This window comes from Hyphobacterium lacteum, assembly GCF_036330345.1.
Classification (GTDB): domain Bacteria; phylum Pseudomonadota; class Alphaproteobacteria; order Caulobacterales; family Maricaulaceae; genus Hyphobacterium; species Hyphobacterium lacteum.
The window spans coordinates 137,516-162,773 of the sequence record NZ_JAZDRP010000002.1; the positions used below are offsets into that span (position 1 = coordinate 137,516).

Consider the following 25,258-nt stretch of genomic DNA (forward strand, 5'->3'; position numbering starts at 1 on the left):
GAACTACAGGCCCGGCAGTTTGCCGATCGTGCTGCGGTCCTGCTCGATCTCGACATCGCTGCCGCCGGTCACCTGATCGCTCAGGCGAAGGCGCTCGGCCTCGGTTTCGGCATCAATGGTCACCGCGTCCTCGCCCAGACCTTCGGAATCACGGCCCCAGAACAGGATCTGGTTCGAGAAGGACGTCGACTTGCGGACGATGGCCGCCGACTCGCCGTCGATGATGGCCCGGATGAACGGATCCGCTTCGCCGCCACCCGCACGGGCGACCAGCAGGGCTTCACCATCCGTACCTTCAAATTCGGTCCTTGCGCCGATCAGCGCAGCACGGGCCGCCTGATCCGGGAAAATCTCTTCCGGACGCGGCTCACCCGGGCGGGGCGGACGCAGATTGTATTCCGGCGGAACAGTCAGCGGAGCAATCGTGACCACGCGGAATTCATCCGGCTCGGCACTGCGGCGGTTGGCACAGCCAGCTACGGCGACCGCAACGGTCAGGACAGCAAGCGTGAGAAGACGCTGACGCATTGTGAAACTCCTAGAACTCTAAGCCCCGTTTTCTAACGGAACTGGACCGCGACCGCTAGCCCGCGGTTCACCTTGCATCGCGCTCATTCAATAGCAGGTCGATCACCAGGATGGCCACACCGATATTGATGCAGATATCGGCAACATTGAAAACCCAGCTAAAACTGAAACCGAAGGGGAGCGGCAGGCTGGAAAAATCGAGAAAATCCGCCACCGCGCCATAGATCGCGCGATCAATGGCGTTCCCGACCGCACCGCCCATGATCAGCGCATAGGCGCTGGCCTGAAGCCATCGCGAAGCGCTCATCAGCCAGACGCCGAGTAATCCCGTCACGCCCAGCGAAAAGGCGATCAGCAACCAGCTCTGCCAGGCGGCATCGGCCTGCAGAAAGCCGAAGCTGATCCCGCGATTCCACACCATGGTCAGATGGAAAAACGAGAAGATTTCCTCGCGCTGCAATGGCGGCTGGTTGATCAGTTCCAGACCGTAAAGCACCCACGCCTTGCTGGCCTGATCAAGCGCCACAATCAGCGCAGCAATGCCAAATCCTGCAAACGGGATCAGTCTCGACCTGCGGCGTTCAAACATGTCTCACCTGACTATTCATCTCTCACAGATTGGCGAGAATTTTTCGCGCGGCATCTGCATCGCTGGCAATCTGCGCCTTCAGCGCATCAAGTCCATTGAACTTTTGTTCAGGACGCAGGAATTCCACCAGTTCGACACTGACCGTTTCGCCGTAAATGTCTTCGGCGAAATTGAAGAGATGCACTTCCAAGCGCTCTTCTGCGCCATCAACGGTGGGCCTCACGCCAATATTGGCAACACCGGGAATGACACGATCCCCGAGCTGCATGCGCACCGCATAGACACCAAATTTCGGACGGCAGTATTCGCCCAGCGGGATATTCGCGGTGGGGAAGCCGATGGTTCGGCCGCGCTGGTCACCGCGATCGATCTCGCCGCGAATGGCCCAGAAACGCCCCAGCAACCCAGCAGCCGCGGCGACCTTGCCATCCATCAGTAATTCGCGAACTCGGCTGGAGGATATCTTGCTGTCGCCGGCGGATTTCAGCTTCATCCCGGAGACAGAAAAACCGATCTGCTCGCCAATGCCGGTCAGAATGGCGACGTCGCCGCTACGGCCTTTGCCGAACTCGAAATCCGAACCCACATAGACATGCTGGATGTTCGCCCAGCCCGACAGGACGGTCTCGGCAAACTCGCGCGGCATCATACTGGCCATGTTCGTGTCGAAAGGCAGGACATGCATCCGGTCAAAGCCCAGATCGGCCAGCGCATCGGCTTGCTGCGTATCGTCCATCAGCCGGAAAGGCGGTGCATCCGGCTGGAAAAACCGTCTCGGATGCGGGTCAAAGACAGCCACAGCCGCCGCCAGCCCCATATCTGCGGCCCGCTCCAGTGCCGCGCCCAGAACCACCTGGTGCCCCAGATGCACGCCATCAAAATTGCCCAGCGCCAGCGCGCAGGGCGGATACAATGTCTGTGGAGATCCATAAACGATCTGCATGGAAATCAGGCGTCTGTTTTCCGCTTGCGGGTCCGGACCATCACGCTGGCTTTTGACGCCATGACTTCCTTTTCCCCGACCCGGCATGAACAAGCCAGCTCGACCATGCGGGTCTTGAGATCAATTGAAACGATCTCTGCCCTTGAGACCACGATATCACCAATCCGGACGGGATGCTGGAAGGCCAGATCCATGCTGACAAATATCGAGCCAGGTCCCGGCAATTCATTGCCCAGCAATGCCGACAGATAGGAAGCAATCAGCGCCCCGTGGGCAATACGCCCGCGATAGGGCGTGCGGCGGGCAAACTCCTCGTCCAGATGAAGCGGATTATGATCGCCGGATACCTCGGCAAAGGCGCGGACCGTTTCGTCATCAACCAGCCGCGTCAGCTCGGCCGACTGGCCGACAAAGAAATCTTCGAGGGGCGTTGGGGGTCTCGCCGACATGCCGTTATCCTTCGTTTGACGTCTTTTGACGCGAAGTGACGATTTCTGTCCAGTTGCGTTACCAGATCAACCGTGACGTGAACCAGCGCGCATCGGCGCCATACTCGGCAAGAACCGCCTTCGCGGCCGCGATATCCGAACCACCAATCGCTCCGCCGACGATGCCGTCCCCGACGAACAGGGCATCCACACCGATCCGCTCTGCGCCGGCGATATCGGTTTCTGGCCCGTCACCAATGGCCAACACGCTGTTCCGCTCTCCGGACCAGCCAGCGGCTTCCAGCGCCTTGTAAGCGAGTTCATAGATCGGCTTGTGCGGCTTGCCGGAGATGATGCTTTTTCCGCCGAGTTCACGGTAGAGCCGCGCCAGCGCCCCTGCACACCAGACAAGCTCGTCACCGACCTGCACGACGATATCCGGGTTGGCGCAGACCATGGGAAGATTGCGGCCCGCCATCGCGGTCAGCAGATCCCGATAGTCCTCGGGATCCCAGCCGATCTCGGGCGTCAGCCCCGTACAGACGATGGCGCGGGCCTCCTCAAGGTCGGAAAAGTGGATATCCAGCCCGTCGTAAAGCCGGTCGTCTCCGCCCGGAGGGCCAATCTTCACGAACGGGCCCGGAGCCAGCTCGGACAGAGCCAGACGCGTTGCATCCCCGGAGGTCACAATGCCGTCCCAGGCATCGTCGGGGGCCCCCATGAGGTTCAATTGGCGGTGTAGATCGGATGCCGGCCTCGGGGAGTTCGAAACCAGGATTGCCGGCTTGCCATGGCGCCTGGCTTCCTGCAGCGCCCCGATCGCTTCGGGCAGCAGCGCATGGCCGTCCCGGATCACGCCCCAGACATCACAGAACAGGGCGGAATATTCGTCGATAATAGCAGATAGTGCGGGCGCGGATTTCATGGCGCCTGCCTAGCTGACCGTTAGAGCAAAGCAAGTCCTGATTTAGGCGGATCGGCGGATCGGTTCGGCGATCGTCTCATCCAGGATATCGTCACGCACCGGGCGTGGCTCCCCGAACAGATGCCCCTGGGCAAAGCCGATATCGATATCCAGCAATTCGACCACCGTATCTTCCTGCTCGATACGGTCGGCAATCAAATCCATGCCGTATTTGGCAAACAGGCTGGGAATGTCTTCGGCCAGAATCGCACCGGCCTCGATACCGGCAATGGGTTCTTCATTGCGGATTGCGTTGATCAGGCGATCACCGGTCACCTTTGCGAATCGCACTCCTGCACGCTGCATGTCGGCAAAATTCGTGTTGAGATCAGCCATCTGGTCGACCGAGAACCGGAAACCGTAATCAGCCAGACGCGCCATGTTGCGGGCCGCTGCGGTAGAACGCGCTTCAAAGGCCGGCTGGGAAATCTCGAAAATCAGCGAGCTGGCCAGGTCGGAATTGCGCCGCATGTAATCGAGGAAGTTCGGGAAGAATTCCTCGTCCGCCATCGAGCTCATCGAGATGTTGCAGAAAATACCGATACGCCGGTCCGACTGGGTCAGGCGGCGCACGATCTGGACACAACGGAAGAGCAGCAGATTGTCGACTTCGGCCACGATCCCCGCTTCTTCAGCGGCACGGATGAAGGCCGCTGGCGTGATGATATTGTCAGCCCGGTCACGCAACCTCGAAAAGCTCTCGTAGAAATACGTCTTGCGTTGAGGCAGCGAAACGATCGGCTGGAGGTAGAGATCCACGCGATTGTGTGCCAATGCGTCCTTGACTATATCGATGCCGACGCCTCGCATCGTATCGCCAGAACTGACCGGCGCAGGCTGCGCAGGAGCGCCGCCCATCTTGCGGACCAGGCTTTCCAGCACCCGCACCTCATTGGTCAGGGTTTCCTCGCGTTGAGCGGCTTCGGCGCGGATGGTCTCGGCAATGGTGTCGAGGCGCGACTGGGCTTCGGCGACTTCTTCAGTGAGATCGAGATTGGCCGCCTTCAGCGCCTCGATCTCCTCCATCATCTCGCTGCGTTCGATCGAGCGAGCGGCTGCGGAGTGGGCCTGGCTCGCGATCAGGAAGACGACCGCCCCCATCATCCAGGCGAAACTGGTCGACATCAGCCCGAACCGCTCGAACGCCAGCGCCGCCACGATCGCGATCATGGCGTAGGTCAGGACGATCAGCATGTCGCTGGCGCGAGGCATCGGCGCTCCAAAACAATCCAGGGCGAATCAATACGATTAACCCGAGATTACGTTGAACCTGCCCGCATTGTCAGATCGTTAACGAATTGATGGCGGCGGCAAACAAAAAAGCCCGGCCGAAGCCGGGCTTTTCCGCTGTCATTATCAAGCTGAACGAACCCGCTCAGTAACGGAGCCTGACACCCAGCCGCCAGAAGTCCCGCTCGACCTCGTCAGTGGTAAACCGGACAGGTTGCTGATTGGGATTGGCCGGCGTTTCCACAAAGGTGACATCGCCCAGCCAGGACTTCTCATAATTCAGTTCCAGACCGAAATTGTTCGAGAAGCTGTATCCGTAGCTCAGCCTTGCACCATAATTGAACGTCGTATTCGACTCCGAATAGTTGAAGTTCTGGCTGACTGATGCCACCGGACTCATTGATCCGCACAAGCCACAAATGGTCATCTGGCTAAAACGCCCGCTGCCATCGCGGCCGGCAATCTGGCCAAAACCGCCCGCGCGGATATAGCTGCCGCCCAATGATGGCAGCCGCCATGTCCATTGACCCTGGACATTGAGGCCGAAGTAATTGTCTTCGAGGTCGACCTGCGTGCTCTGATACAGGTCCCCTAATGGCGTCCCGTTTAATGTCGCATCGACACGCGCATCGTGATCCTGGTTGAAGTCCTCGAAAAACAGGGAAACGCGGCCGTCGAATACGGCATTCTCACCAATTGGCATGTGGCTGCCGATCCCGAGATGTGTCGCGCTCCAGGTGTTGTTGGTCAGTATTTCACCGCGCAGCCCGTAACTGTTGCCGAGGAAAATTCCCGTCGAGCTACCACCGGAATAATTGAACAATCCGCCGTAGGTGAGACCGTGATCCGTGGTTCCCCCTTCGCCAACCGAGCCATAGGCACGGCCATCGCCTTCTGCGCTCTCAAAGCTTCCGAAACCGTAGAATTTGCGGCCTAGCGGGATACCGAGGCCGATGAAGCCTCCGCTCCTGTCGAGGTCTTCTTCACTGACAAGCAGGTAATCCTCATCCGAACCGCTCACGACAGTACCGAAGCCAACGCTTCGGATGTTCACCTGTGAATCGCCATACCCGCCGACGAGTATGAAATCCTCGCCTTCCCGCAGACCAAACCACTCCGCTGCTTCGTGCGCTTCTGATCCGCGCTGCAGGATGCAGCCGGACAATGAAACTGAAATACCAACTAAAAGAGCGATACGCCCTGCCAGCCTGTACATACTGTTCATGACATCCTCCCATGTATTCTTATGCGGGAAGACTATCCGCTTTTTGCTTTTCAGGCGAATCTGGCATTCCGAATACGCCCCTGAAGATAGCAAATGGCATCCTAATGCAAACAAAAAGCCCGGCCGGAGCCGGGCTTTTCATCATCAGGATTCAGCCGGGACTAGCTCGCGACATGCGGGCGGACCCGGATTTCAACCCGGCGGTTCATGGCCCGGCCGTCCGGCGTGTCATTGCTGGCAATCGGAGCGGTTTCGCCCATACCACCTACGTAGAAGCGGTCGCGCAAAACCTGCTGACCAATCAGATATCCGGCTACCGATTGAGCCCGGCGCTCGGATAGGCGCTGATTGTAATCGGCTGCACCGGTCGAATCGGCATGGCCGATCACATCGACATAGGTTGCGGGATACTGGTTGAGCACCTCGGCCACATCATTCAGCACCTGATAGAAGCGCGGCTCGATGTCCGACGAATTCGTCGCGAACGTCACATCACCCGGCATGATCAGAAGAATGTCATTGCCCTGACGGCGCACGCCCACGCCGCTGTCACGCAAACGTTCGCGCATCGCCTGTTCCTGGCGATCCATGTAATTGCCGATCGCGCCGCCGGCCAGCGCACCGATGCCGGCGCCGATCAACGCATTGGTCCGGCCCTCGGAGGAATCATTGGTATTGGTCAGATATCCCAGCGCCGCACCAGCAGCCGCTCCAATCAGAATGCCCCGCCCGGTATTATTCGGCCGGGTCTCACCCGTGTAAGGATCGGTTGTTGTACAGGCGACGGAAAACGCGAGCGCCGAAACTGATACGACAAGAGCGCGGAAAATCATGTGGGTACTCCCATTTTGTCCTGAAGCGGATTTATACGCCAATTTGGGCGAAATAACGAGCAAGAGTTCAATTTTTCTCGCTGAACCCGCGATGAATATCGCCGGCTAAGCGCTTCATTTTCTGCGGCTTGGCCCCTTGACGCCTCGCCTAGCCATGCCTATCTGCGCGATCGTTAGCAGCCGGGGCACGAGAGTGCTAACGGCTGGTGGAATTAAACAGGGGTATGAACATGTCATTTCGTCCGCTGCACGATCGAGTGCTCGTGAAACGCGTTGAAGAAGAAGCGAAAACCAAGGGCGGGATTATCATTCCTGACACCGCCAAGGAAAAGCCGCAGGAAGGCGAAGTCGTCGCTGTAGGCGGCGGTGCCATCAAGGACGACGGCTCTGTCCGTCCGCTGGACGTGAAAGTCGGCGACCGCATTCTGTTCGGCAAATGGTCCGGCACCGAAGTCACCCTTCAGGGTGATGAGCTGATCATCATGAAAGAGTCCGACATTCTGGGCGTGATGGGCTAGGCCCCGCCTGATCGTTGAAACCCTAAGAAACAAAAGAAACGGAAGACACAAATGGCTGCCAAAGAAGTCAAATTCTCCGCTGATGCCCGCGAGCGCATGCTCAAGGGTGTCGACACGCTGGCTAACGCCGTGAAGGTCACGCTGGGCCCGAAAGGCCGCAATGTTGTGATCGAGAAATCCTTCGGCGCTCCGCGCACCACGAAGGACGGTGTTTCTGTCGCCAAAGAAATCGAACTGTCTGACAAGTTCGAGAACATGGGCGCCCAGATGGTCCGCGAAGTTGCGTCCAAGACCAATGACGCAGCCGGTGACGGAACTACGACGGCCACGGTCCTGGCTCAGGCGATCGTGCGCGAAGGCATGAAATCGGTTGCCGCCGGCATGAACCCGATGGATCTGAAGCGCGGCATCGACAAGGCCGTCGCCACGGTTGTTGGGCAGATCAAGGGTGTTGCAACCCCGATCAAGGGCTCTGAAGAAATCGCTCAGGTCGGCACGATTTCTGCCAATGGCGAAAAAGAAATCGGCGAAATGATCGCCGAGGCCATGGGCAAAGTCGGCAATGAAGGTGTGATCACCGTCGAGGAAGCCAAGTCGCTGGAAACCGAGCTGGATGTCGTTGAAGGCATGCAGTTCGACCGCGGTTACCTGTCGCCCTACTTCATCACTGACGCCGAAAAAATGCAGGCCGAACTGGAAGATCCGTTCGTGCTGCTGTTCGACAAGAAGCTGTCCTCTCTGCAGGCCATGCTGCCGGTCCTCGAAGCTGTTGTTCAGTCGGGCAAGCCCCTGCTGATCATCGCCGAGGACATTGAAGGCGAAGCCCTCGCAACCCTGGTCGTCAACAAGCTGCGTGGCGGCCTGAAGATTGCCGCTGTGAAGGCTCCGGGCTTCGGTGATCGCCGCAAGGCGATGCTGGAAGACATTGCCATTCTGACGGGCGGCACGGTCATTTCCGAAGACATCGGCATCAAGCTGGAAAACGTCACGCTCGACATGCTGGGCACTGCCAAGCGCGTCACGATCACCAAGGACGACACCACCATTGTGGACGGTGCCGGTTCCAAGGATGATATCGAGGCTCGCGTCGGTCAGATCCGCAAGCAGATCGAGGATTCCTCGTCCGAATACGACAAGGAAAAACTGCAGGAACGTCTGGCCAAGCTGGCTGGCGGCGTTGCCGTGATCAAGGTTGGCGGCGCCACCGAGATCGAAGTGAAGGAGCGCAAGGACCGCGTCGACGACGCCCTGAACGCAACCCGCGCTGCGGTTGAAGAAGGCATTGTTCCGGGTGGCGGCGTTGCGCTGCTGAAAGCTTCGGCTGCGCTGAACGGTCTGAAAGGCGACAATCCTGATCAGACCCAGGGTATCGGCATCATTGCCCGCGCCCTGCAGGCTCCGATCCGCCAGATCTCCGAAAACGCCGGTGTTGAAGGCTCGATCGTTGTCGGCAAGGTGCTGGAAAATGACTCCGCCACCTTCGGCTACAACGCACAGACCGAAGAGTATGGCGACATGCTGGCCTTCGGCGTGATCGACCCGGCCAAGGTTGTCCGTCACGCTCTGCAGGATGCGGCCTCGATCGCCGGCCTGCTGATCACCACGGAAGCTGCCGTCGCTGAGAAGCCGAAGAAGGAATCCGCCGGCCCGGATATGGGTGATATGGGCGGAATGGGTGGCATGGGCGGCATGATGTAATCATGTCATCCGGGCATCCTGCCTGAAAGAGAAAGGGCGGCTCGATCGAGCCGCCCTTTTTTTGTCTCAGCCGGACCGTCTTGCCAGCACGTCCAGACGCGCCATCGACTGATCGATGCGGCGTTCGGTTAGTTCACCGGCAGCAACGGCTTCTTCCACCCAGCTGGCAAAGCGCTGCGGCAATTCCGGATCCGGGGCGGCGGAATTGGACATCATGATGATGTCGTTTCCGGCCTGGATGGAACGGATCACAGCCTCGCGCTGCGCGTAATTCTCTCGAATAGCCCCCATATCCAGATCGTCCGTAATCAGCGCACCCGTATATCCCATCTGCCCACGCAGCAGATCGGTCAGGATCGGGCGCGAAAAGGTCACCGGATCACCGGCCGGATCCAGCCCGCTATGGGTCAAGTGTCCACCCATAATCAGATGCGCCATGCCGGCATCGATCAGCCGACGGAATGGCTCCAGCTCGGCTTCCGACCAGGTTTCGGAGATATCGACAAAGCCGTGATGGCTGTCGCCAGACGAGGTGCCGTGCCCCGGAAAATGCTTGATGGCACAGCTGGCACCGGCCCGCTCGAAGGCTTCAATGAATGCACCCGCATAGGCTGCGATGCGTTCGCCATCCCGGCCATAACCCCGCCCCCAGCGGCCTATGACGCCATTTTCATCATCCTGGACATCAGCCACCGGTGCCAGGTTGAGATTAAAGCCGGCGGCCCGGAATTCACGCGCGGCTTCGCCGTATAACGCGGCCGCGTCCTCGATACTGCGCTCCTCGGACACCACAAAGGCCCGGGGGATGGGCGAATAGCCAAGGTCGCTGGACAAGCGCTGAACGGCGCCACCCTCCTGATCCACAGCCATCCAGGCATTCGGAGCGATTCCCCTGAATTGCGCTGTCAGACCTTCAACGCCTTCACGTGACCGCACATTGTGACGCAGGAAAAGCACACCGCCGACACGGCCGGCCTCCAGATGCGCCGCGACAGCACGCGCCCCATCAGTGTCGACATTGTCGCCGATAAAGCCGAGCAACAGCATACGCGCCGCCTTCTGGCGCAGCGAAAGCGGCTCTTGCGTCATGGCATAGGGCGCGAACGGCAAAAGGCTGCCGGCTGCCACACTCTTGAGAAAACGCCGTCTGTGCATCAGGAACTCCGGAACTGTCAGTTTGCATTATTGCTGTCCGGCCCCTCCCTGCAAGCCTTGCGCCGCTTCATGGACACAGCCTGTCAGTTTCGTCACCACGTGGCCAAACAGCTGTAATCTGCAGCTGTGCACCTTGGCGTTGCCTTCAAGAAAGGCCCCTTCCCGCGGCGGTGCATGTTCCCCAAATCCCCATGCACCGCCGCATTTCGTTTCCCTCAAATGACGAAAAATTCAGCGAACCGAACGGGTTCGGTAATTCCCACAGTGAAATTGTGCCCTCACCAAATTGGAGGGACATATGAAAAAGCTTCTCGCTCTGACCACTGCTTCAGCCGCCCTGATCGGCGCCGGCTGCTCGACCGCTGCCATGGCTGCTCAACAGGATGCCGTAGCCGACCGGCATGAAAACGTGCAGGTCTTTGTGACCCGCCATAGCGGTGACAGCCAGTCTGTGGTCATCCGCGGCGTCGACGTCGAAATCAATGGCGAGGACATCGTCATTTCCGGCGACGACGTCCGGACGACGCCGGATGGGCGCGTGATCATTTCCAGCGATAATGCGGACATCATGGCCTGGACCGGAGAAGGTGATTTCGAAATCGAATTCTCAGGGGCCGACCATGAGCTCCGTTTTGCAGAGATCGAAGCCGAACTGGAAGCCGAACTTGGCCGTCTGGAAGACATGCACGTCATCGTTGACGAAATTCATGTCGAGGGCCTCGAAGAAGCATTTGCCAATATCGAACGGGAGCTGGGTGAACTCGAAGGCCGCCGTTTCGTCGTCGTTAACGGCGAACGCCGCGATCTGACTGATGAGGAACGAGAGCAGATCCGCCGCGAGCTGGAAGAGGCACGAAATGACATCCGCGAATCCATGGCGGATGTCGAACGGGAAATGTCAGAAGGCCGCGAGGAACGCCAGGAAGCCCTTCGCGTCATGCGGGTTGAACTGGCCAATGCGCGGGAAGAAATGCGCCGTGCTGAACATGAAGCCCGTCATGTGCGCGTCGAACTCGCTCGTGACCATGGCCGGCACAGTGAAATTGCCCGTCAGGTCCGGGAGGCCGGTGCCAGCGAAGTCCGAATCGAATCGGAAAATGGCGAGCATCGCGTATGGGTCGATGGCGAAGAACTCGAGGGTGATGCCCGCACCGAGTGGCTGAACCGCCTTGAAGTCGAGCGCCTCGAGGGCGGTGAAGGACGCCGCCATATGGTGATCGAGCTGGACGACGAGGAATAGCTGTTTTCACCCGGCCGGATCGAGGGGAATCGAACCGGCCAGGCACAAACCGGAAAGGGCTCACCAAGAAGGCGCTGTGCGCTTAAACGAGGGAGTCCTGAATATGCGCTTGAAGAAAATCCTGGCCATGATGGCCGTTTCCGTGTTCGCCGCCACCGCTGTGGCGTGTGCGAGTGTCCCGGCCGACGAGTCCGCCTCATCGCGGAGCGATGCGTCCCACAGTGATCGTCAGCCGCCCGAATTCTACTGATCCGGAATGCTGTCTGTCAGCGGCAGGCGCAAAAAAAGCGGGCCGGCAATTGCCGGCCCGTAATTGTTTGGTCGATTGAGGCGTCTCCTCCCCGAAACGCCGAAAGGACTGAACGGTCAGGTCCCGTCCTGTTCATTACTTTGGCGTCACAAAGAGGGGACGTCAAGCATCTGAATCCCCCCGTTTGCTGTGAGGCCCGGATAACCGCTCCAGCAAGGCGTTCGTCGATGTGTCATGACCCGTAGACGGGGCGCCACGAAGTTCTTTTTCAAGCCGGGCTGCCAGCTTTTTCCCGAGCTCCACGCCAAACTGGTCGAACGCATTGATTCCCATCAGCACGCTCAGCGCAAAAGTCTGATGTTCATAGAAGGCCAGCAGGGCGCCCAGCGACCGGGCATCCAGTTTGTCTGCCAGAATGAAAGTCGATCCGCGGCCGCCAGGCATCACCATGTGCGGCGTCAGGACTTCTTTTTCTGCGTCAGCCAAACCGCTTGTTTCCAGCTGAGACCGAACCGTATCTCCGTCGCGCCCAGCGAGAAGCGCTTCGGCCTGAGCAATAGCATTGGCAAGAATGGCAGGCTGCCTGTCACCCCGGGGATCATTGGCAAAAGCGATAATGTCCACCGGCACCGCAGCAGCGCCCTGATGCAGCAATTGGAAGAAGGCATGCTGTCCATCCGGACCTTCACCGCCCCAGACAGCCGGCCCGGTCGGCCCCGCAACGCTCTCGCCGCTAAGGCTGACGCCCTTGCCCAGAGATTCCATGAATAATTGCTGAAGCCAGGCAACAAACAGGCGCAGATGAAAAGCGTAGGGCACAACAGCCCAGGACCTCACCCCCCGCGTAAGCTGATGCCAGTAAATCGTCAGCGCTGACATGGCCGGCGCATTGTTTTCAATGGCTGCTGAAGAGAAATGGGAATCCATGTCTCTCGCCCCCGCCAACAATAAATCAAAGGACTTCGGGCCGATCGCCGCGATAACTGACAGCGATACAGCCGACCAGAGCGAATAGCGTCCGCCAACCCAATCCCACATATCGAAAATGCGGGCCTCTTCGACATCAGTCGCGATCGCGGCGGACCGGTTGGCCGTCGCTGCGACGAGATGGCGGCCGGCGTCTTCGCCGAGTTCGGCCTTCAGCCAATCAAGAGCAAGTTTGAAATTCTCCGTCGTTTCCGGCGTCCCGAATGATTTGGAAACGACGAAAACCATTGTTGTAGCAGGGTCCAGCCCCTCGATCGCCGAGGCAAAAGCTTCGGGGTCAACGCTCGACAGAAATCGAACCGCCAATGGATCGTCGTTTTGCCGCATCGCTTCATAAAGCAGCCGGGGCCCGAGATCCGAGCCCCCGATTCCAATATGCAGAATGTGGGTGAACGGCTTGCCGCTGGCAGTTGCGATCTGACCCGAGCGCAGCTTTTCGGCAAAATCATAGGCTCGCTCGCGTTCGGCAGCCGCTTGTTCGATCTTTGCCTTGTCAATTCCTCCACCGCGCAAGGCAACATGCTGCGCAGCCCGGTTCTCGGTCGTATTCACGACATCACCGGACAACATCGCTGCGATCTGTTGCTCAAGGCCGCAGGCAGCAGCGAGCGTCAGCAGGGCTGACAGGTCATCCCGGCCATAAGGCTGTTTGGAAAAATCAAAATACAACCCTGCTGCATCCAGTGTCAGAGCATCAAGGCGGCCCTCGTCCCGGGAAAAGTGGTCACGCGCATCATTTCCCATGGTCTTCCGGCCGAGTTCGATGATCGCTTCAACGGCTTGTTCACGCGTCATCGCCATGCTGATCGCTCCAGGTCATCAAGAAAGCCCACAAATCCATGGCCCTTGTTTCCGCTGCATTCCTTCTTCTGTCCAGCCTGCAGGCAAACAGTGGCGCAGCCTTTGCCGGTCTGGCAGGAGAACTCGCAGCGATCGTTGATGCCCGCACCGAGCAGGCTATCGCTTTTCCGGCGCAAACTGCCGACAGGCTGGATGCCGATGACGAACTGATGATCGGACTGACCGAGTTTTCCGGGCAGGCGATGGGCTTGTCATTGCAGATTGAAGTATCCGGCGGACCTGAAGATCTCCGCTGTATTTACCGCGGAATGGCTCAGGACGCCCTGCTTCACCGTAACGCGCTCTACGATGCTGAGGTCAGAGCCGACCGGCTGTCCGTCTATGCCGAGCTCGACTATCTGCTTGGGCACGCGCGGGAAATCGGACCCATTGCTGACCAGGACGACATCGAGCCGTTTACCGGTGTTGATCCGGGGTGCCCCCGGGGGCCCCTGACCTAATCCTGGCTGACCAGTTCGATCAACTGGCCTGTATTCAGAAGCGGTGGCAAGATCACGGGCTCCTGCGCCCCGGCCGGATAATAAACGTACAAAGGAATACCGGCAGCACCATAACCGCGTATCGCATCAGCAATCCGGTCATCCCTGTTTGTCCAGTCGGCGATAAGAATCTGGACCTCATTCTCCTCGAAAGCCTGCAGAACCGAGCGCGAGTTCAATGTGACCTGCTTGTTGAACTGGCAACTGACGCACCAGGCCGCTGTGAAGTCGATGAAAACCGGCCGGCCCTCGGCTAGCAGCATATCCACGCGGTCTTGCGACCAGGGCTCACCGGAATATTCGCCGGGCACAGCGCTCTGAGCGACACCGTAGAGCGTAAAGGCCAGCGCAACAGCCCCGGCGCCAGTGGCAATCCGCGATAAAAGCCCCGATGACTTCAGCGTCCAGATCAGAAAGCCCAGCGCCAGATAGCCGATCATCAGCATCAGCACTCCTTGCGGCCCGGCCTGTATCGCCAGGACCCAGATCAGCCAGATGCCGGCACCAAACATCGGGAAAGCCAGGAATTGCTTGAAGCGAACCATCCACGGTCCCGGTTTTGGAAGCCATTTTAGCAAAGCGGGGAAAAACGACAGGATCAGATAGGGTAGCGCCAGGCCGATCCCCAGCATCAGGGAAACCAGCACCAGAACATATCCCGGTTGCGAAAATGCCAAGCCCAGCGCACCCGCCGCAAAAGGCCCGATGCAGGGCGCGGCAACAACAACAGCCAGCAATCCGGTCATAAAGGCACCGGCATCACCGCTCATATTCGACCAGCGGCTGCCAACCCCCTGAACGCTGGTGCCCACCTCGAAGAGGCCAACAAGGTTCAGACCGATCGCGAACATGATCATGGACAGTATCGACACGGCGACGGGATTCTGAAGCTGGAAACCCCAGCCAATCGGATTACCGATGCTCTTGAACACCAGCAGCACAGCCGCCAGGACGAGGAAGGTTACCAGAACACCGGCCAGAAACAGCAAGCCGTGGCGGCGTAACTCACCCGGCGCGGAGTGCGCACGTTCAACAAAGCCCAGCGCTTTGATGGAAAGGACCGGGAAAACACAGGGCATCAGATTGAGGATCAGCCCGCCCAACAGCGACAACAGCAATGTCACAACGAGACCGGCGGCCGTTACGGGAACCATGGCTTCCATGAACGCCTCGGACGGCACATCAATGACCGCAGTCCCCGGCTCCGGTGTAATCACGATGGAACGCTCTGCCCAACCGTTGTTTTCTCGGATTTCAAAGGTCAGGACACCGCGCGGCGCCCAGGTCAGACCCGACCGCGATTCCTGCGCCGGCGTCAGCCGGAGAGCAATGCCCTCGTTCGAAACATAGGCACGCTGATCAGCCGCATGACTGATGACGGTGTCAGCGTAAGGGAAATAGGCTGGATTCCGGATACCGGCGTCGTCGGTTGGCAGCGCCACCGTTAGCAGAAGCGCCTGGCCGTGACGCTTGATACCGGCTGATGCATCGCTCTCTGCCGGAACGCGTTCGAGACCGGCCCGGATGAGCGCGGCCCCGCCTTCGTCCACAACCGCTTCTTCATTGACCGTCAGGAACAGATCGACTTCGGCGGATTCCGGAATGCAGACCTCTTCACAAACCAACCAGCTGACATCGGCCCGCAGCCCCAGGAAGCGATCATCAAAATCGGACGGAACAGTTATGGAAACCGGCAGGACGATCTCGCCGCCATAGCCGTAATTCATCAAATGCCCGAATTCATAGGCACTCGGAGCAGGCCATATGATATCGCTGGCTTCCACACCCTCCGGCAAACGCCAGTTGATCCGAGTGGCTTCGCCGGAATCGCCGGGATTGCGCCAATATGTGTGCCAGCCTGGCTCGATATCCATCAGCAGACCGACATGAAATGTCTGACCCGCCTCGACAGTCACGTGGTCGGCAACCAGTTGCACGTCCACCATCGCATCCTGTCCCATCGCCGAGCGCGGAATCGAACTCGATTGAGCGGCCGCCAATCCGGCAGCAGTCAGGAAAACGAGAAGGAGGCTGAAAAAACGGATCATGTCCCGATTGTGTCTGGCTGTTTCCAGAGGGGATATATGAAAAGTGCGAGAGGTGAGTAGGCCTCTCGCACTTTTGTGATCAGTTATTATGTCAGTTCAAGCAGGTTATTGCTTGGCCTGAGCTGCGTTATTGCGCTTGATCGCGCGGTTCAGGATGCGATCCCAGCGGTTGAGCGAGATCAGGTGCGAATAGATCGGCGCCAGATATCCTTCATTGCGAAGCTGGTTATAAGTCTCGTCGGGCAGCGCATTCAGCTTTTCTTCGGAAATGCCGGAATACTCGGCAATGGTCCGCGACTGACCCGTGGATTGATCATTCAGCGTAACGTCCTTGTTTTCGAACAGATCCAGGTCGATCAGCTTCTGAACAAAGGTTTCGGTCGTACGGGCATCGGCCTCGAACGCGCTGACAAAGTCGATCGCCTGCTGGAGAGCCTGGGTGGGCTCACCGTTATCGTCAAAGAACGGCATGCTCGGATTTTCGGAAACAATGCCGTCCGCTTCAACGTCGATGCAGACAGTGGCCGGCTGGTCCGGACCATTGCTGGCGCTGACGAACGGATAGCGGCGCACGAAAGCCGGCAGCATCGCTTCATCATCAAACGTGCCGTCTTCCTTCACGAAAAGATTCTGTCCAGCCTGCAGGCCCATGACTACGACCGGCATTTTCCGATCACCGAGGAAGATGACCGGGAAAAATCCGGCATAGAGCGCAAATTCGCCTACGATCGCCGGCACGAAATGCGCTTCGGACATGAATTTGAATGGTTGCTCCGGCGGGGTCATGCCGAAGGTGCGGTGCTTTTCCTTGTTGAGCGGCTCCGGGCGCTTGTAGAGCGGAACCTGGCCGGAAAGCTGTTGGTTGGCGGGTGCGTCAGCCATGTTTACGTCCTTGTAGATAATCGGAAGTCGGGGGCTCCATACTCAATTCAGCCCCCGATCACAATGGAAAGGGTCACCCTGCAAGGAACGGGCCGCCCGAACGACTGTCGAGCGGCCCGCAAGTGTTGCATTTCGAAAACGCTTCTAGAAACGCCTTCCGATGCCGATTCCAAAGATCCATGGATCAATGTCCACATCCGCCATGATCGTGTTGTTGATCGTGACATCTGTATTGATATCGACCCATTTCAGATCAACGTTGAGAAACCAGGTCTCGTTCAGATCAATGTCAGCGCCAATTTGTGCGGCCAGTCCAAAGCTGTTGTCATAGCTGATCGAAGTGGCCGTTCCGCCGGTGGGAAGGGCGTCATTGAAGAAGACCGTGTAATTGACACCTGCGCCAACATAAGGACGGAAGCTGGCTTCCGGCTGGAAATGGTATTGAAACGTCAGCGTCGGCGGCAGCAATGTGACGCTGCCGAGATCGACATTCCCGGCCGCCGTATTGACGGCCATCACATCATGGGGTGTCACGCCGAGGATCAGCTCAGCTGCAAAATGGTCGGTGAAGAAGTAGGAAATATCCAACTCCGGAACGACGCTGTTGCTGATATCAACATCACCGCCGATTGGCGTGATGGTGGCGCTTTCGCTTGGCGCGACACTGAGAGCCCGAAGACGGAAAACCCAGTCGCCTTCAGCCGCATCAGCGGCACTGGCGGCGGCAAGGGCAACGAGTGCAGTGGTCAGGAAAAGCTTGTTCATGCGAACCCCCTAAGTCCATATTTGATGTAGGGGTATTACGCCTGTTTCCGGCCTGCGGGGATCGTGCATTCTGCCGCGCGGCAGCCTGTCGCGCGGCAGGCCGCCGCACCGGCAATTCTAGAAAGCGACAGAAAGAGCCGCGCGGAAATTCCGTCCGGGCAAGGGCAGGAGGTCCTTCAGGAAGCTGGTGTGTAGCCGCGCTTCCTCATCGGTCAAATTTCGGGCCTCAAGGATCAGCCGCACATCCCGGTCAGCAACAGGCCGGAAGACCGCCTGTGCATTGATCATCGTGTAGCTGTCCGTCGGCAATTCAAAACTGGCGATCCGGTCCTGCTCGGAGGCCCAGACGGCTTCGACATGAGCGGTTACCCAATCGGTTTCGGCTTCCACCATGGCTGACAAGCCGAGGGGTGGAATACGCGGCAAATTCCCGCCGCTATCCAGCTCGCCGCGCACATACTCCGCCGTTACCTCACCGCGAAAATCCCACTGCCCTGCCGATCCGAGATCACGCTCAGCACGCCCCTCAAAGCCCCAGATCGTCGCATCACGCTGGTCATAGGCAAAGACGGGTAGCTCGTCCTGTTCCGCACCGGTCGGGAACAAGCCGATAAATCCGTCATAGTCGGCGAAGAACACAGCGCCCTCCAACGACCATTCCGGACCTTGCAGCCGGGCGGTCAGGTCAATCGACGCTGCACGCTCCGGGCTGAGGTTTGCATTGCCGATCTCATAGGATTGAGTGGCAAGATGGGCACCCTCTGCAAAGAGCTCGACATCAGTCGGTGCCCGTTCGGAGATTGCTGCTGTGGCGGCCAGAAACACGTCCTGTTCCGGACGGAAGAAAACAGAGCCAGAGGCACTGAACGTTTCAAATGACCGGGAAGCCGTCGCGATTTCAACATCGCGCATTTCTACTCGCGCGCCACCCTCCAGCCCCCAGTCACCAGCATCAAAGCGCTCGACCACAAATAGGCCGGTGTCCTGTGTCTGGACCGGAACAATATAGGCTTCGGCTCCTATCGCCGCAAAATCCTTGGAGAAACTCTGGATACCGAAGGCGCCTTCCACAGAACCAATAGGACGGTGCCGGAGTTCCAGACGGCCTTCCCAGCCCTCATTCTCGAAGACTGTCCCGACCGCACCGTCTTCAATCTCGCGGTGACGGTAATCACCTGTACCGAACGAGAAACGCACCCGCTCGATCGGCGCACCGGGAAGCTCGATATCACCGCGTGAATCCCAGCGATTCTGGGTGAGGATCAAACAAGAGCCTTCCTCGCCCTCGGCTTCAGCACAAGCCAATACCGGGAAATCCTCTGCATGATCTTCATCATGGCCATGAGCATGACCCGGCAAACCGTACTCGCCGTCCATGGTCTTGTACGCGATGCCGAAGAATCCCCAATCTCCGATATAGGACGCTCCAATCGAGCCGCTGGCGAATTCCAGATCACTCGACGGCACGACGCCATAAACATGCTCTTCCTCTTCTTCCGCGAAGGCGATCAGCGCGTCATCATCGTGATGATCTTCTTCCTCGAGCGCCCGCTGTCTTGCCGATTCCGCATAACCTGGAATTTCGTAGTTTTCCGACGCGCGTTGCATTGCTTCCAGATGGAAAACGATGGGACCGGTCGCGAACCGGGCACGACCGGCAAACTGATAGCCATCATCAACACTGGTCGCGCCGGCATAGAACCGCCCTTCCAGCCCGTTATCCGGCGCCCGGTCGGGCACTCGCCCGTCAATAACATTGACGACACCACCAACCGCACCACCGCCATAGGCGATAGCCGCCGGTCCACGGAGGATCTCCACGCGCTCGGCTTCCAGCGCTTCGGAAGACACGGCATGGTCAGGACTGGCCGCAGATGCATCTGCCAGGCCCACGCCATTGACCAGAACCCGCACGCGATCTGATCCCAGCCCCCGGATCACCGGTCGGCTGGCCGCTGGCCCAAAGAAGGTTGTTGTCACGCCCGGCTCATGCGCGATCGTGTCGGCCAGACTGCCGGAGAGGTTTTCTTCCAGATGATCAGCCGTAACCACGTCGGCCGAACCGACAATCTCGTCCGCCAACACCTGAAGGGGCGAAGACGTAACAATAATCCGGTCAAACTCCGGCTCTTCCTGAGCCAGAGCAGGCGTTGTCATCAAAGCCAGAAGGGATACCGAGCCAAGTAGAATACGCATGACAGCCTCTCGAAAATTCGGCCGTGTGATATTATAACATAACGAGACGTGCAAGATCGGAGGCTCGCTTTCTGCAGCCGGATTGGATTAAATCTTCGCAAGATGACCCATACTGATTCCATCTCCGCCGCGCTTCATCACGCGGACACGCATTGCGCCAGCAGGGGTGTAAGGATGACGCCCTTGCGTCGTAATGTACTGGCTTTGCTCGTTGAGGCGGGTGAACCGGTGAAGGCCTATGATCTGCTGGACAGGATGAAATCCTCCGACAAGTCGGCCAAGCCGCCCACAGTCTACCGCTCGCTCGACTTCCTTATGGAAGTGGGACTGGCGCACAAGGTCGAAGCCTTGAACGCCTACATTGCCTGTGCGCATTGCCACGATAAGAGCGGCGCCGAACTCTACATCTGCAAGGTCTGCGGCGATGTTTCCGAACGCCATGGCATCCCGGAGCCCCAGAATGCCCCGGACGGCTTCGTAACCGACCGTTCAGTGGTCGAGCATTACGGTATTTGCTCCAACTGCCGCTAACCGGATCGGGGCCCATCATGATCGAGCTCTGGCGTGGCTGTGCCAACGCATGGGAATGTGACGAGCTCGGCCATCTCAATGTCCGCTTTTACCTGGCCAAGGCCTGGGAAGCAGTCGGTGACCTCGCCGACCGTATCGGCATGCCGGACGCTTTCCAGCCAAGCGCGACGTCGACTTTGCGGCCATCAGACATCACGGTCCGTTATCTGGCAGAATTGCGCCCGGGTGCGCCGATATTCATTACCGGCGGCGTGACCCAAATCACGCCGGAATGTGCGGACATCGTCTTGATTGTCCATCATTCAGCAAGTGGCAAAGTCGCGGCGGTTTTCAGGATGACGATTGATCATTGTCTGCCCGCTGGCGGCGGCGCCTTCAATTGGCCACAACGGGCTGCATCGGCGCTCGAAGGCTTGCGAACACAGCTACCGGAAATCGCCAATACGCGCAGTCTGACAGATGAAAACCCGTCCCGTGGCATTCGATTGGCCGACGCAGACCAATTGGGCCTTGCCGAGATCGGCCGCGGCCGTATCAACCCGGAAGATTGCGACTTCACCGGGCTGATGATGCCCGAGCACCTGCAGGGCAAGGTCTCCAACTCCGTCGCCAACTATGCCGCTGCTTTTCCGGAGCAGTTCAAGGACCATGCGGGCGCCGGTGGGACTGTCGGCGGCGCTCTTCTGGAGGGAAGAATTGCCATTCGCCGCTGGCCACAATCTGGTGAAGGCTACACTATCCGAACCGGCCTGCGCTCTGCTGACAGGAATGTCCGGAAGATCGTCCACTGGGTCTTCGATCGGAATGGCCGCCTGCTCTGGTCGATGGAAGGTGTCGCAGCCATCATGGACCTCAAGGCCAGAAAACTGGTCAAGGCAGACGATGCAACCCTCGCCGCTTTCCAGAACGAAATCCGTAAAGAACTAAGACTTTAGTTTGTCAGTTGGCGTGCCCGCGCACGTGCCGCTACAGCCTGCCCATCCGTAGCAGCGACCATTGCCGCCTGTTCGTAAAGCAGGCGGGCGTTCTCGACGTTGCCGACCGCCTCATTGGCCTCGGCCAGCGCGATCACTGCCTCGAACCGGCCAGGCTCGAATGCGATGACCCGCTCCAGCATAACAATGGCGTCATCGGTGTCGCCGGCCGCAATACGGCAACTCGCGGAAACCGTCAGCGCATCAATATCCCAGGAATCGACTTCCAGCGCCGCGGCAGCCGTCACGCATTCATCGGCACTTGCACCGCTTTCCTGAACCGCGTCCTCATGCGCGGCAGCCCCGGACTGTGTCAGGACCGGCGTATCCGCATCGGCGCTATCGGCTATTTCCGCCTCGGCTGGGACGACAGTATCGCCGGATGCCATGGCCGGCATATCGTCTTCGACCACCGGGTTTTCAGGCATGGCAGGCCAGTCACCTTCAGCCGCAACCGGCGCCCAGCTCAGACGCAAACCGGTTTCAGTCCGAACCACCTCAACAGCGTCAGCACCCTCGACAAGCTCCAGGCGGATGGTCTGGTGGCCCTCAATTGCCAGGGTTTCGATAGACGATATCCATCGGCTGCGGGCCGGTTCTATCCGCCGCGGATGATCGATTGCCGCCATCACATCCAGCTCGATCACACGGCCATCGACCCTCGACGCGAGAATCTCAGGGCCCACATCGAAACCGATGAAGATATCGGGCTCATGACCATTTCCGAGCTCTCGCACATCAACCAGATCAGCAGCCGCTGAGGCAGTGCCAGCAAGGAAAACTGGAAGGAAAATGGTGAACCGGCGCATGCTCAACGAGGTGAGCCGCGCCGGTTAATGAAAGCCTAACTGACGGGCGCTCTCGGGCCGGCGCAGGAATCGTATCCGAATGCGCCGATCAGCACACCATCAGCATCGCGGACGGACTCGTAGATGAAACAGGCATCGCCGCGAGCCGGCATTTGGGACCGCACAAAAATCGGATCCGACTCACCCAGCCTCACATCCACGGCGCTCAGGGGAAGAATGGCATTCACGCGTTGATCGTTGACCGTGATGCATTCCCAGCGATTGCCGGAATGATCGGCCATTCGAACCGCCGTTCCGCTGGCGGTTGAATAGGCAAAGGTCACGTGCTCGGCCTCATTTCGGAGTTCGGCCACACAAAGGTCAATTGCCGGCATCCAGTCAGAAAGATAGTTCGACCAGCGATCATTGACCGCATTCTCTGACGCGCAGCCACTGAAACGGTCGCTGCCGATGACCAGAGTCGCGAAATAGCTGTGGTTGCCATCACTGCAGGGGCCAGCCTGCAGCATCACAAATACATCCTCACCATCCGGCGTCTGGCCGGTAAACCGGCGCACACCACCGTTCAGATAGGGCTCTTCCATTTCCAGGTTTGCACTCTGTGCCCCACCCTCGCCAGAAAAGGAAAAGTCGACGTCGATACCGCTGCCGCTGGTCTCATAGACCATCGATCCGCTCCAGCCTGCATCGCCTTCCATCTCATAACTGAAATGACTATCCGGCAGTTCATTGCTTCGCGTTGGCTCGTAATCGAAGGCACTGCTGGCCAGCCCGCCGCCGGGACTCGTGGTCGCGCAGGCCGTCACACCGACCGCGACAAATAATACCAAGAGAATTCGTTCCATTTTACGCTCCCCTGCGCGATAGTCCCCATATCCGGAACGATACTGCCATGAAGCCCTGCCCAATGCATCAATCATCTCGCCAAACGGGAAGTCGGGGTCTGCCGCACCCGTTGCGCTGGCTGTACGGTGGGGGCTGAGCGAGCATGCGTCTGGCGGTCATCGGTTGCGGAATTGGCGGCATGGCCAGCGCCACCCAGCTGGCGCGCGATGGTCATGATGTCACCGTCTTCGAAACGTTCGAGCGAGCCCGGCCTCTGGGCGCTGGTCTGTTGCTTCAACCCACGGGCCTTGAAGCATTGAGCCAGCTGGGCCTGCGCGATGAAATCCTCGCGCGAGGAGCCGAGATCGACGGCTTGAAGGGCCACACGCCGGCGGGCCGTCTGATCATGGATCTACGCTATCAGTTCGGCCGTAAGGGCGATATCGGCATCGGCATTCACCGCGCCACCCTGTTCGACGCGCTCTACAAGGCGATGACTGGAGAGGGCGTCACTTTGCAGACCGGGCGCGAGGTAACGGCCATTACGGATCCGGAAACGCCTCGTCTCGAAGTCGGGGGCGCAGTCATTGATGGCTTCGATGCGGTTATCGTTTCCGACGGCGCCCATTCCAACCTGCGCCGGCAAATCTGCCCTGATGCCCGCGATCCCGTCTATCCCTGGGGCGCTGTCTGGACAATCCGACCGGATACAAGCGGCGAATGGCACGATCAGCGCTGGCTGGCACAAATCTATGCCGGAACGCGGATCATGATTGGCGTTCTGCCTGCCGGCGAGAACCCCGTCGATCCGGACGGCCCGAACTGTGTCAGCTTCTTCTGGTCACTCCACACATCCCGGTTCGACGATTGGCGCGAGGCCGGTTTTGTACCGTTTTACAGCGATGTTGATCGCTACTGGCCAGAAGCCGCCAGCTTGCTCGACGGTCTTGGCTCGCTGGAAAGCTTCGCCGCCGCAGCCTATCGCGATGTCCGGTGCCCGCGCTGGCATGATGGCAAGGTTATCCTGATCGGCGACGCCGCCCACGGTGCCAGTCCGCAATTGGGACAGGGCGCCAACATGGCCATCTGCGACGGGCTCGCACTGGCCGCTGAACTCAAGGAACAGGCACCTGCGAGGGCTTTTGTTGCCTACACAGGAAAGCGGCGGCCTGTCTTGCGGTATTACAGCTGGATGTCCTGGGCGCTCACACCGGTCTTCCAGGGGGATTCGGACTTTCTGGGCAGCTTGCGGGACCTTTTCTTCGGGCTGGTCTGTCGTCTGCCCGGCATCCGCAATCTGATGACCTGGACTCTGGTCGGTCGTGGCCGCTGGTTCTGGTAGCCTAGAGCCCGTCCCTGAAATGCTCTGCCAGATGGTCAACGAACAGCCGAACCCGATGAGCCAGATAACGGCTGGACGGATAGACCGCCCAGAGATCTCGATGATCCGCTTCCCATCCCGGCAGAACCGATACGACGCGCCCGGCCGACAATGCCTCCCGCGCTGCCCAGCTGGGGCTGCAGGCGATACCGGCGCCCTGGGCCGCAGCCTCGATGGCCGCGGTCGCTCCATTGAGCGTCAACCGCCCCGACACCTTCACCTCTTCGCTCCTGCCGTCTTTCTCGAACTTCCAGAGCTGTGATGCCGGCTTGTTGCGATCGATGATGCAATCATGGCCGGAAAGATCAGACGGTTCCAACGGCGAACCGGCGGCACCGAGATAATCAGGCGAGGCCACCAGCGACATACAGGCCGGGGCAAGGCGTTTGGCAATCAGGCTGGAATCGGCCAGATGCCCGATCCGGACAGCCACATCAAAGCCTTCATCCACCAGATCAACCATGCGATCGGCCAGCGATAGCCGCACGTCCAGCGCAGGCCAGTGCTGCATGAATTTTGTGATCGCCGGCATCAGGATGTGTGCACCGAAATCGACCGGAGCCGACACCCTCAACACACCTGCGGGCGCCGCAGTCTCCTCGGCGAAACCTTCCTCGATCACCTCGAACTCATTGAGCCAGGGCCGGATCCGCTCCAGCAAGGCCTCACCGGCATCGGTCAGGCGGACAGACCGCGTCGTCCGCTCGAGCAGTCTGGCCTGCAACCGGATTTCGAGCGCAGTGATCTGCTTGGAAGCAGCCCCCGGCGTCATGCCTTCGCGTTCAGCGGCTTTGGTGAAGCTGCCCAATTCGGCCACTGAAACAAACAGGCGGAGCGTATCGATGCGATCCATATTTCCTCTCCGGAAATAGTGATCTTCAAATTTAGCCGTTTATTCCGAACATTCAACACTCCATCT

The 25,258-nt window shown here is 59.1% G+C and carries 25 protein-coding genes; 8 read left to right on the forward strand and 17 right to left on the reverse strand.

Features of this window, described 5'->3' with window-relative positions; genetic code table 11:
• Positions 1-3: 3 nt before the first annotated feature.
• The 8 genes from V0U79_RS03245 to V0U79_RS03280 all read right to left on the reverse strand — a co-directional run bounded on the left by V0U79_RS03245 (position 4) and on the right by V0U79_RS03280 (position 6,740).
• Positions 4-528, reverse strand: coding sequence for a DUF3035 domain-containing protein (locus tag V0U79_RS03245; RefSeq protein WP_330198031.1), 525 nt, complete (start codon positions 526-528; stop codon positions 4-6).
• A 67-nt stretch (positions 529-595) separates the two neighbouring features.
• Positions 596-1,117 (reverse strand): signal peptidase II, encoded by a 522-nt coding sequence (gene lspA, locus V0U79_RS03250; protein ID WP_330198032.1) that lies wholly within the window; start codon positions 1,115-1,117, stop codon positions 596-598.
• 22 nt (positions 1,118-1,139) lie between these two features.
• Positions 1,140-2,060 (reverse strand): bifunctional riboflavin kinase/FAD synthetase, encoded by a 921-nt coding sequence (locus V0U79_RS03255; protein ID WP_330198033.1) that lies wholly within the window; start codon positions 2,058-2,060, stop codon positions 1,140-1,142.
• 5 nt (positions 2,061-2,065) lie between these two features.
• Positions 2,066-2,509: a MaoC family dehydratase gene (locus V0U79_RS03260; RefSeq protein ID WP_330198034.1), complete on the reverse strand. Its 444-nt coding sequence runs from the start codon at positions 2,507-2,509 to the stop codon at positions 2,066-2,068.
• A 58-nt stretch (positions 2,510-2,567) separates the two neighbouring features.
• Positions 2,568-3,413, reverse strand: a complete 846-nt coding sequence (locus V0U79_RS03265) for a TIGR01459 family HAD-type hydrolase (protein WP_330198035.1) — start codon at positions 3,411-3,413, stop codon at positions 2,568-2,570.
• A gap of 42 nt (positions 3,414-3,455) precedes the next feature.
• Positions 3,456-4,664 carry an EAL domain-containing protein gene (locus tag V0U79_RS03270; protein WP_330198036.1) on the reverse strand — a complete coding sequence of 403 codons (1,209 nt, stop codon included), beginning with the start codon at positions 4,662-4,664 and terminating at the stop codon, positions 3,456-3,458.
• A 163-nt stretch (positions 4,665-4,827) separates the two neighbouring features.
• Entirely contained in the window at positions 4,828-5,907 is a 1,080-nt protein-coding gene (locus tag V0U79_RS03275; protein WP_330198037.1) for a hypothetical protein, read from the reverse strand.
• A 161-nt stretch (positions 5,908-6,068) separates the two neighbouring features.
• Positions 6,069-6,740 (reverse strand): YiaD family glycine zipper/OmpA-like lipoprotein, encoded by a 672-nt coding sequence (locus tag V0U79_RS03280; protein WP_330198038.1) that lies wholly within the window; start codon positions 6,738-6,740, stop codon positions 6,069-6,071.
• 230 nt (positions 6,741-6,970) lie between these two features.
• Here V0U79_RS03280 and groES point away from each other — a divergent pair, with 230 nt between their 5' ends.
• Positions 6,971-7,258, forward strand: a complete 288-nt coding sequence (gene groES / locus V0U79_RS03285; RefSeq protein WP_330198039.1) for a co-chaperone GroES — start codon at positions 6,971-6,973, stop codon at positions 7,256-7,258.
• 51 nt (positions 7,259-7,309) lie between these two features.
• Positions 7,310-8,956: a chaperonin GroEL gene (gene groL / locus V0U79_RS03290; protein ID WP_330198040.1), complete on the forward strand. Its 1,647-nt coding sequence runs from the start codon at positions 7,310-7,312 to the stop codon at positions 8,954-8,956.
• Positions 8,957-9,022: 66 nt separating this feature from the next.
• Here groL and V0U79_RS03295 read toward each other — a convergent pair whose 3' ends face one another.
• Entirely contained in the window at positions 9,023-10,111 is a 1,089-nt protein-coding gene (locus V0U79_RS03295; protein WP_330198041.1) for a glycoside hydrolase family 3 protein, read from the reverse strand.
• A gap of 298 nt (positions 10,112-10,409) precedes the next feature.
• Between V0U79_RS03295 and V0U79_RS03300 the strand changes: the two genes are divergently transcribed.
• Together V0U79_RS03300 and V0U79_RS03305 are read left to right on the forward strand one after the other, a co-directional pair.
• Entirely contained in the window at positions 10,410-11,351 is a 942-nt protein-coding gene (locus V0U79_RS03300; protein WP_330198042.1) for a hypothetical protein, read from the forward strand.
• Positions 11,352-11,454: 103 nt separating this feature from the next.
• Positions 11,455-11,601 carry a hypothetical protein gene (locus tag V0U79_RS03305; protein WP_330198043.1) on the forward strand — a complete coding sequence of 49 codons (147 nt, stop codon included), beginning with the start codon at positions 11,455-11,457 and terminating at the stop codon, positions 11,599-11,601.
• Between the two features lie 162 nt (positions 11,602-11,763).
• Here V0U79_RS03305 and pgi read toward each other — a convergent pair whose 3' ends face one another.
• Complete coding sequence (gene pgi, locus V0U79_RS03310; protein WP_330198044.1) at positions 11,764-13,389, reverse strand: glucose-6-phosphate isomerase; 1,626 nt, start codon at positions 13,387-13,389, stop codon at positions 11,764-11,766.
• A gap of 38 nt (positions 13,390-13,427) precedes the next feature.
• Between pgi and V0U79_RS03315 the strand changes: the two genes are divergently transcribed.
• Complete coding sequence (locus tag V0U79_RS03315) at positions 13,428-13,889, forward strand: hypothetical protein (RefSeq protein ID WP_330198045.1); 462 nt, start codon at positions 13,428-13,430, stop codon at positions 13,887-13,889.
• On the opposite strand, the gene V0U79_RS03320 is transcribed toward V0U79_RS03315, so the two are convergent.
• The 4 genes from V0U79_RS03320 to V0U79_RS03335 all read right to left on the reverse strand — a co-directional run bounded on the left by V0U79_RS03320 (position 13,886) and on the right by V0U79_RS03335 (position 19,819).
• On the reverse strand, positions 13,886-15,976 hold the full coding sequence (locus tag V0U79_RS03320; RefSeq protein WP_330198046.1) for a protein-disulfide reductase DsbD family protein: 2,091 nt from the start codon (positions 15,974-15,976) through the stop codon (positions 13,886-13,888). The two genes, V0U79_RS03315 and V0U79_RS03320, sit on opposite strands and share 4 nt — an antisense overlap.
• A 105-nt stretch (positions 15,977-16,081) precedes the next feature.
• Positions 16,082-16,858 carry a SapC family protein gene (locus V0U79_RS03325; RefSeq protein ID WP_330198047.1) on the reverse strand — a complete coding sequence of 259 codons (777 nt, stop codon included), beginning with the start codon at positions 16,856-16,858 and terminating at the stop codon, positions 16,082-16,084.
• Positions 16,859-17,002: 144 nt separating this feature from the next.
• On the reverse strand, positions 17,003-17,623 hold the full coding sequence (locus tag V0U79_RS03330; protein WP_330198048.1) for an OmpW/AlkL family protein: 621 nt from the start codon (positions 17,621-17,623) through the stop codon (positions 17,003-17,005).
• 117 nt (positions 17,624-17,740) lie between these two features.
• A complete protein-coding gene (locus V0U79_RS03335; RefSeq protein ID WP_330198049.1) occupies positions 17,741-19,819 on the reverse strand; it encodes a TonB-dependent receptor in 2,079 nt (692 codons plus the stop codon).
• Positions 19,820-19,921: 102 nt separating this feature from the next.
• Between V0U79_RS03335 and V0U79_RS03340 the strand changes: the two genes are divergently transcribed.
• Both V0U79_RS03340 and V0U79_RS03345 read left to right on the forward strand, forming a co-directional pair.
• Positions 19,922-20,350: a transcriptional repressor gene (locus tag V0U79_RS03340; RefSeq protein ID WP_330198050.1), complete on the forward strand. Its 429-nt coding sequence runs from the start codon at positions 19,922-19,924 to the stop codon at positions 20,348-20,350.
• A 17-nt stretch (positions 20,351-20,367) separates the two neighbouring features.
• Positions 20,368-21,285, forward strand: coding sequence for a thioesterase family protein (locus tag V0U79_RS03345; protein WP_330198051.1), 918 nt, complete (start codon positions 20,368-20,370; stop codon positions 21,283-21,285).
• Here V0U79_RS03345 and V0U79_RS03350 read toward each other — a convergent pair.
• Entirely contained in the window at positions 21,282-22,133 is an 852-nt protein-coding gene (locus V0U79_RS03350) for a tetratricopeptide repeat protein (RefSeq protein WP_330198052.1), read from the reverse strand. The two genes, V0U79_RS03345 and V0U79_RS03350, sit on opposite strands and share 4 nt — an antisense overlap.
• A gap of 35 nt (positions 22,134-22,168) precedes the next feature.
• Positions 22,169-22,978, reverse strand: a complete 810-nt coding sequence (locus V0U79_RS03355) for a hypothetical protein (RefSeq protein WP_330198053.1) — start codon at positions 22,976-22,978, stop codon at positions 22,169-22,171.
• Between the two features lie 143 nt (positions 22,979-23,121).
• Here V0U79_RS03355 and V0U79_RS03360 point away from each other — a divergent pair, with 143 nt between their 5' ends.
• A complete protein-coding gene (locus tag V0U79_RS03360; protein WP_330198054.1) occupies positions 23,122-24,300 on the forward strand; it encodes an FAD-dependent oxidoreductase in 1,179 nt (392 codons plus the stop codon).
• 1 nt (position 24,301) lies between these two features.
• On the opposite strand, the gene V0U79_RS03365 is transcribed toward V0U79_RS03360, so the two are convergent.
• Complete coding sequence (locus V0U79_RS03365; protein ID WP_330198055.1) at positions 24,302-25,192, reverse strand: LysR family transcriptional regulator; 891 nt, start codon at positions 25,190-25,192, stop codon at positions 24,302-24,304.
• Positions 25,193-25,258: the final 66 nt, after the last annotated feature.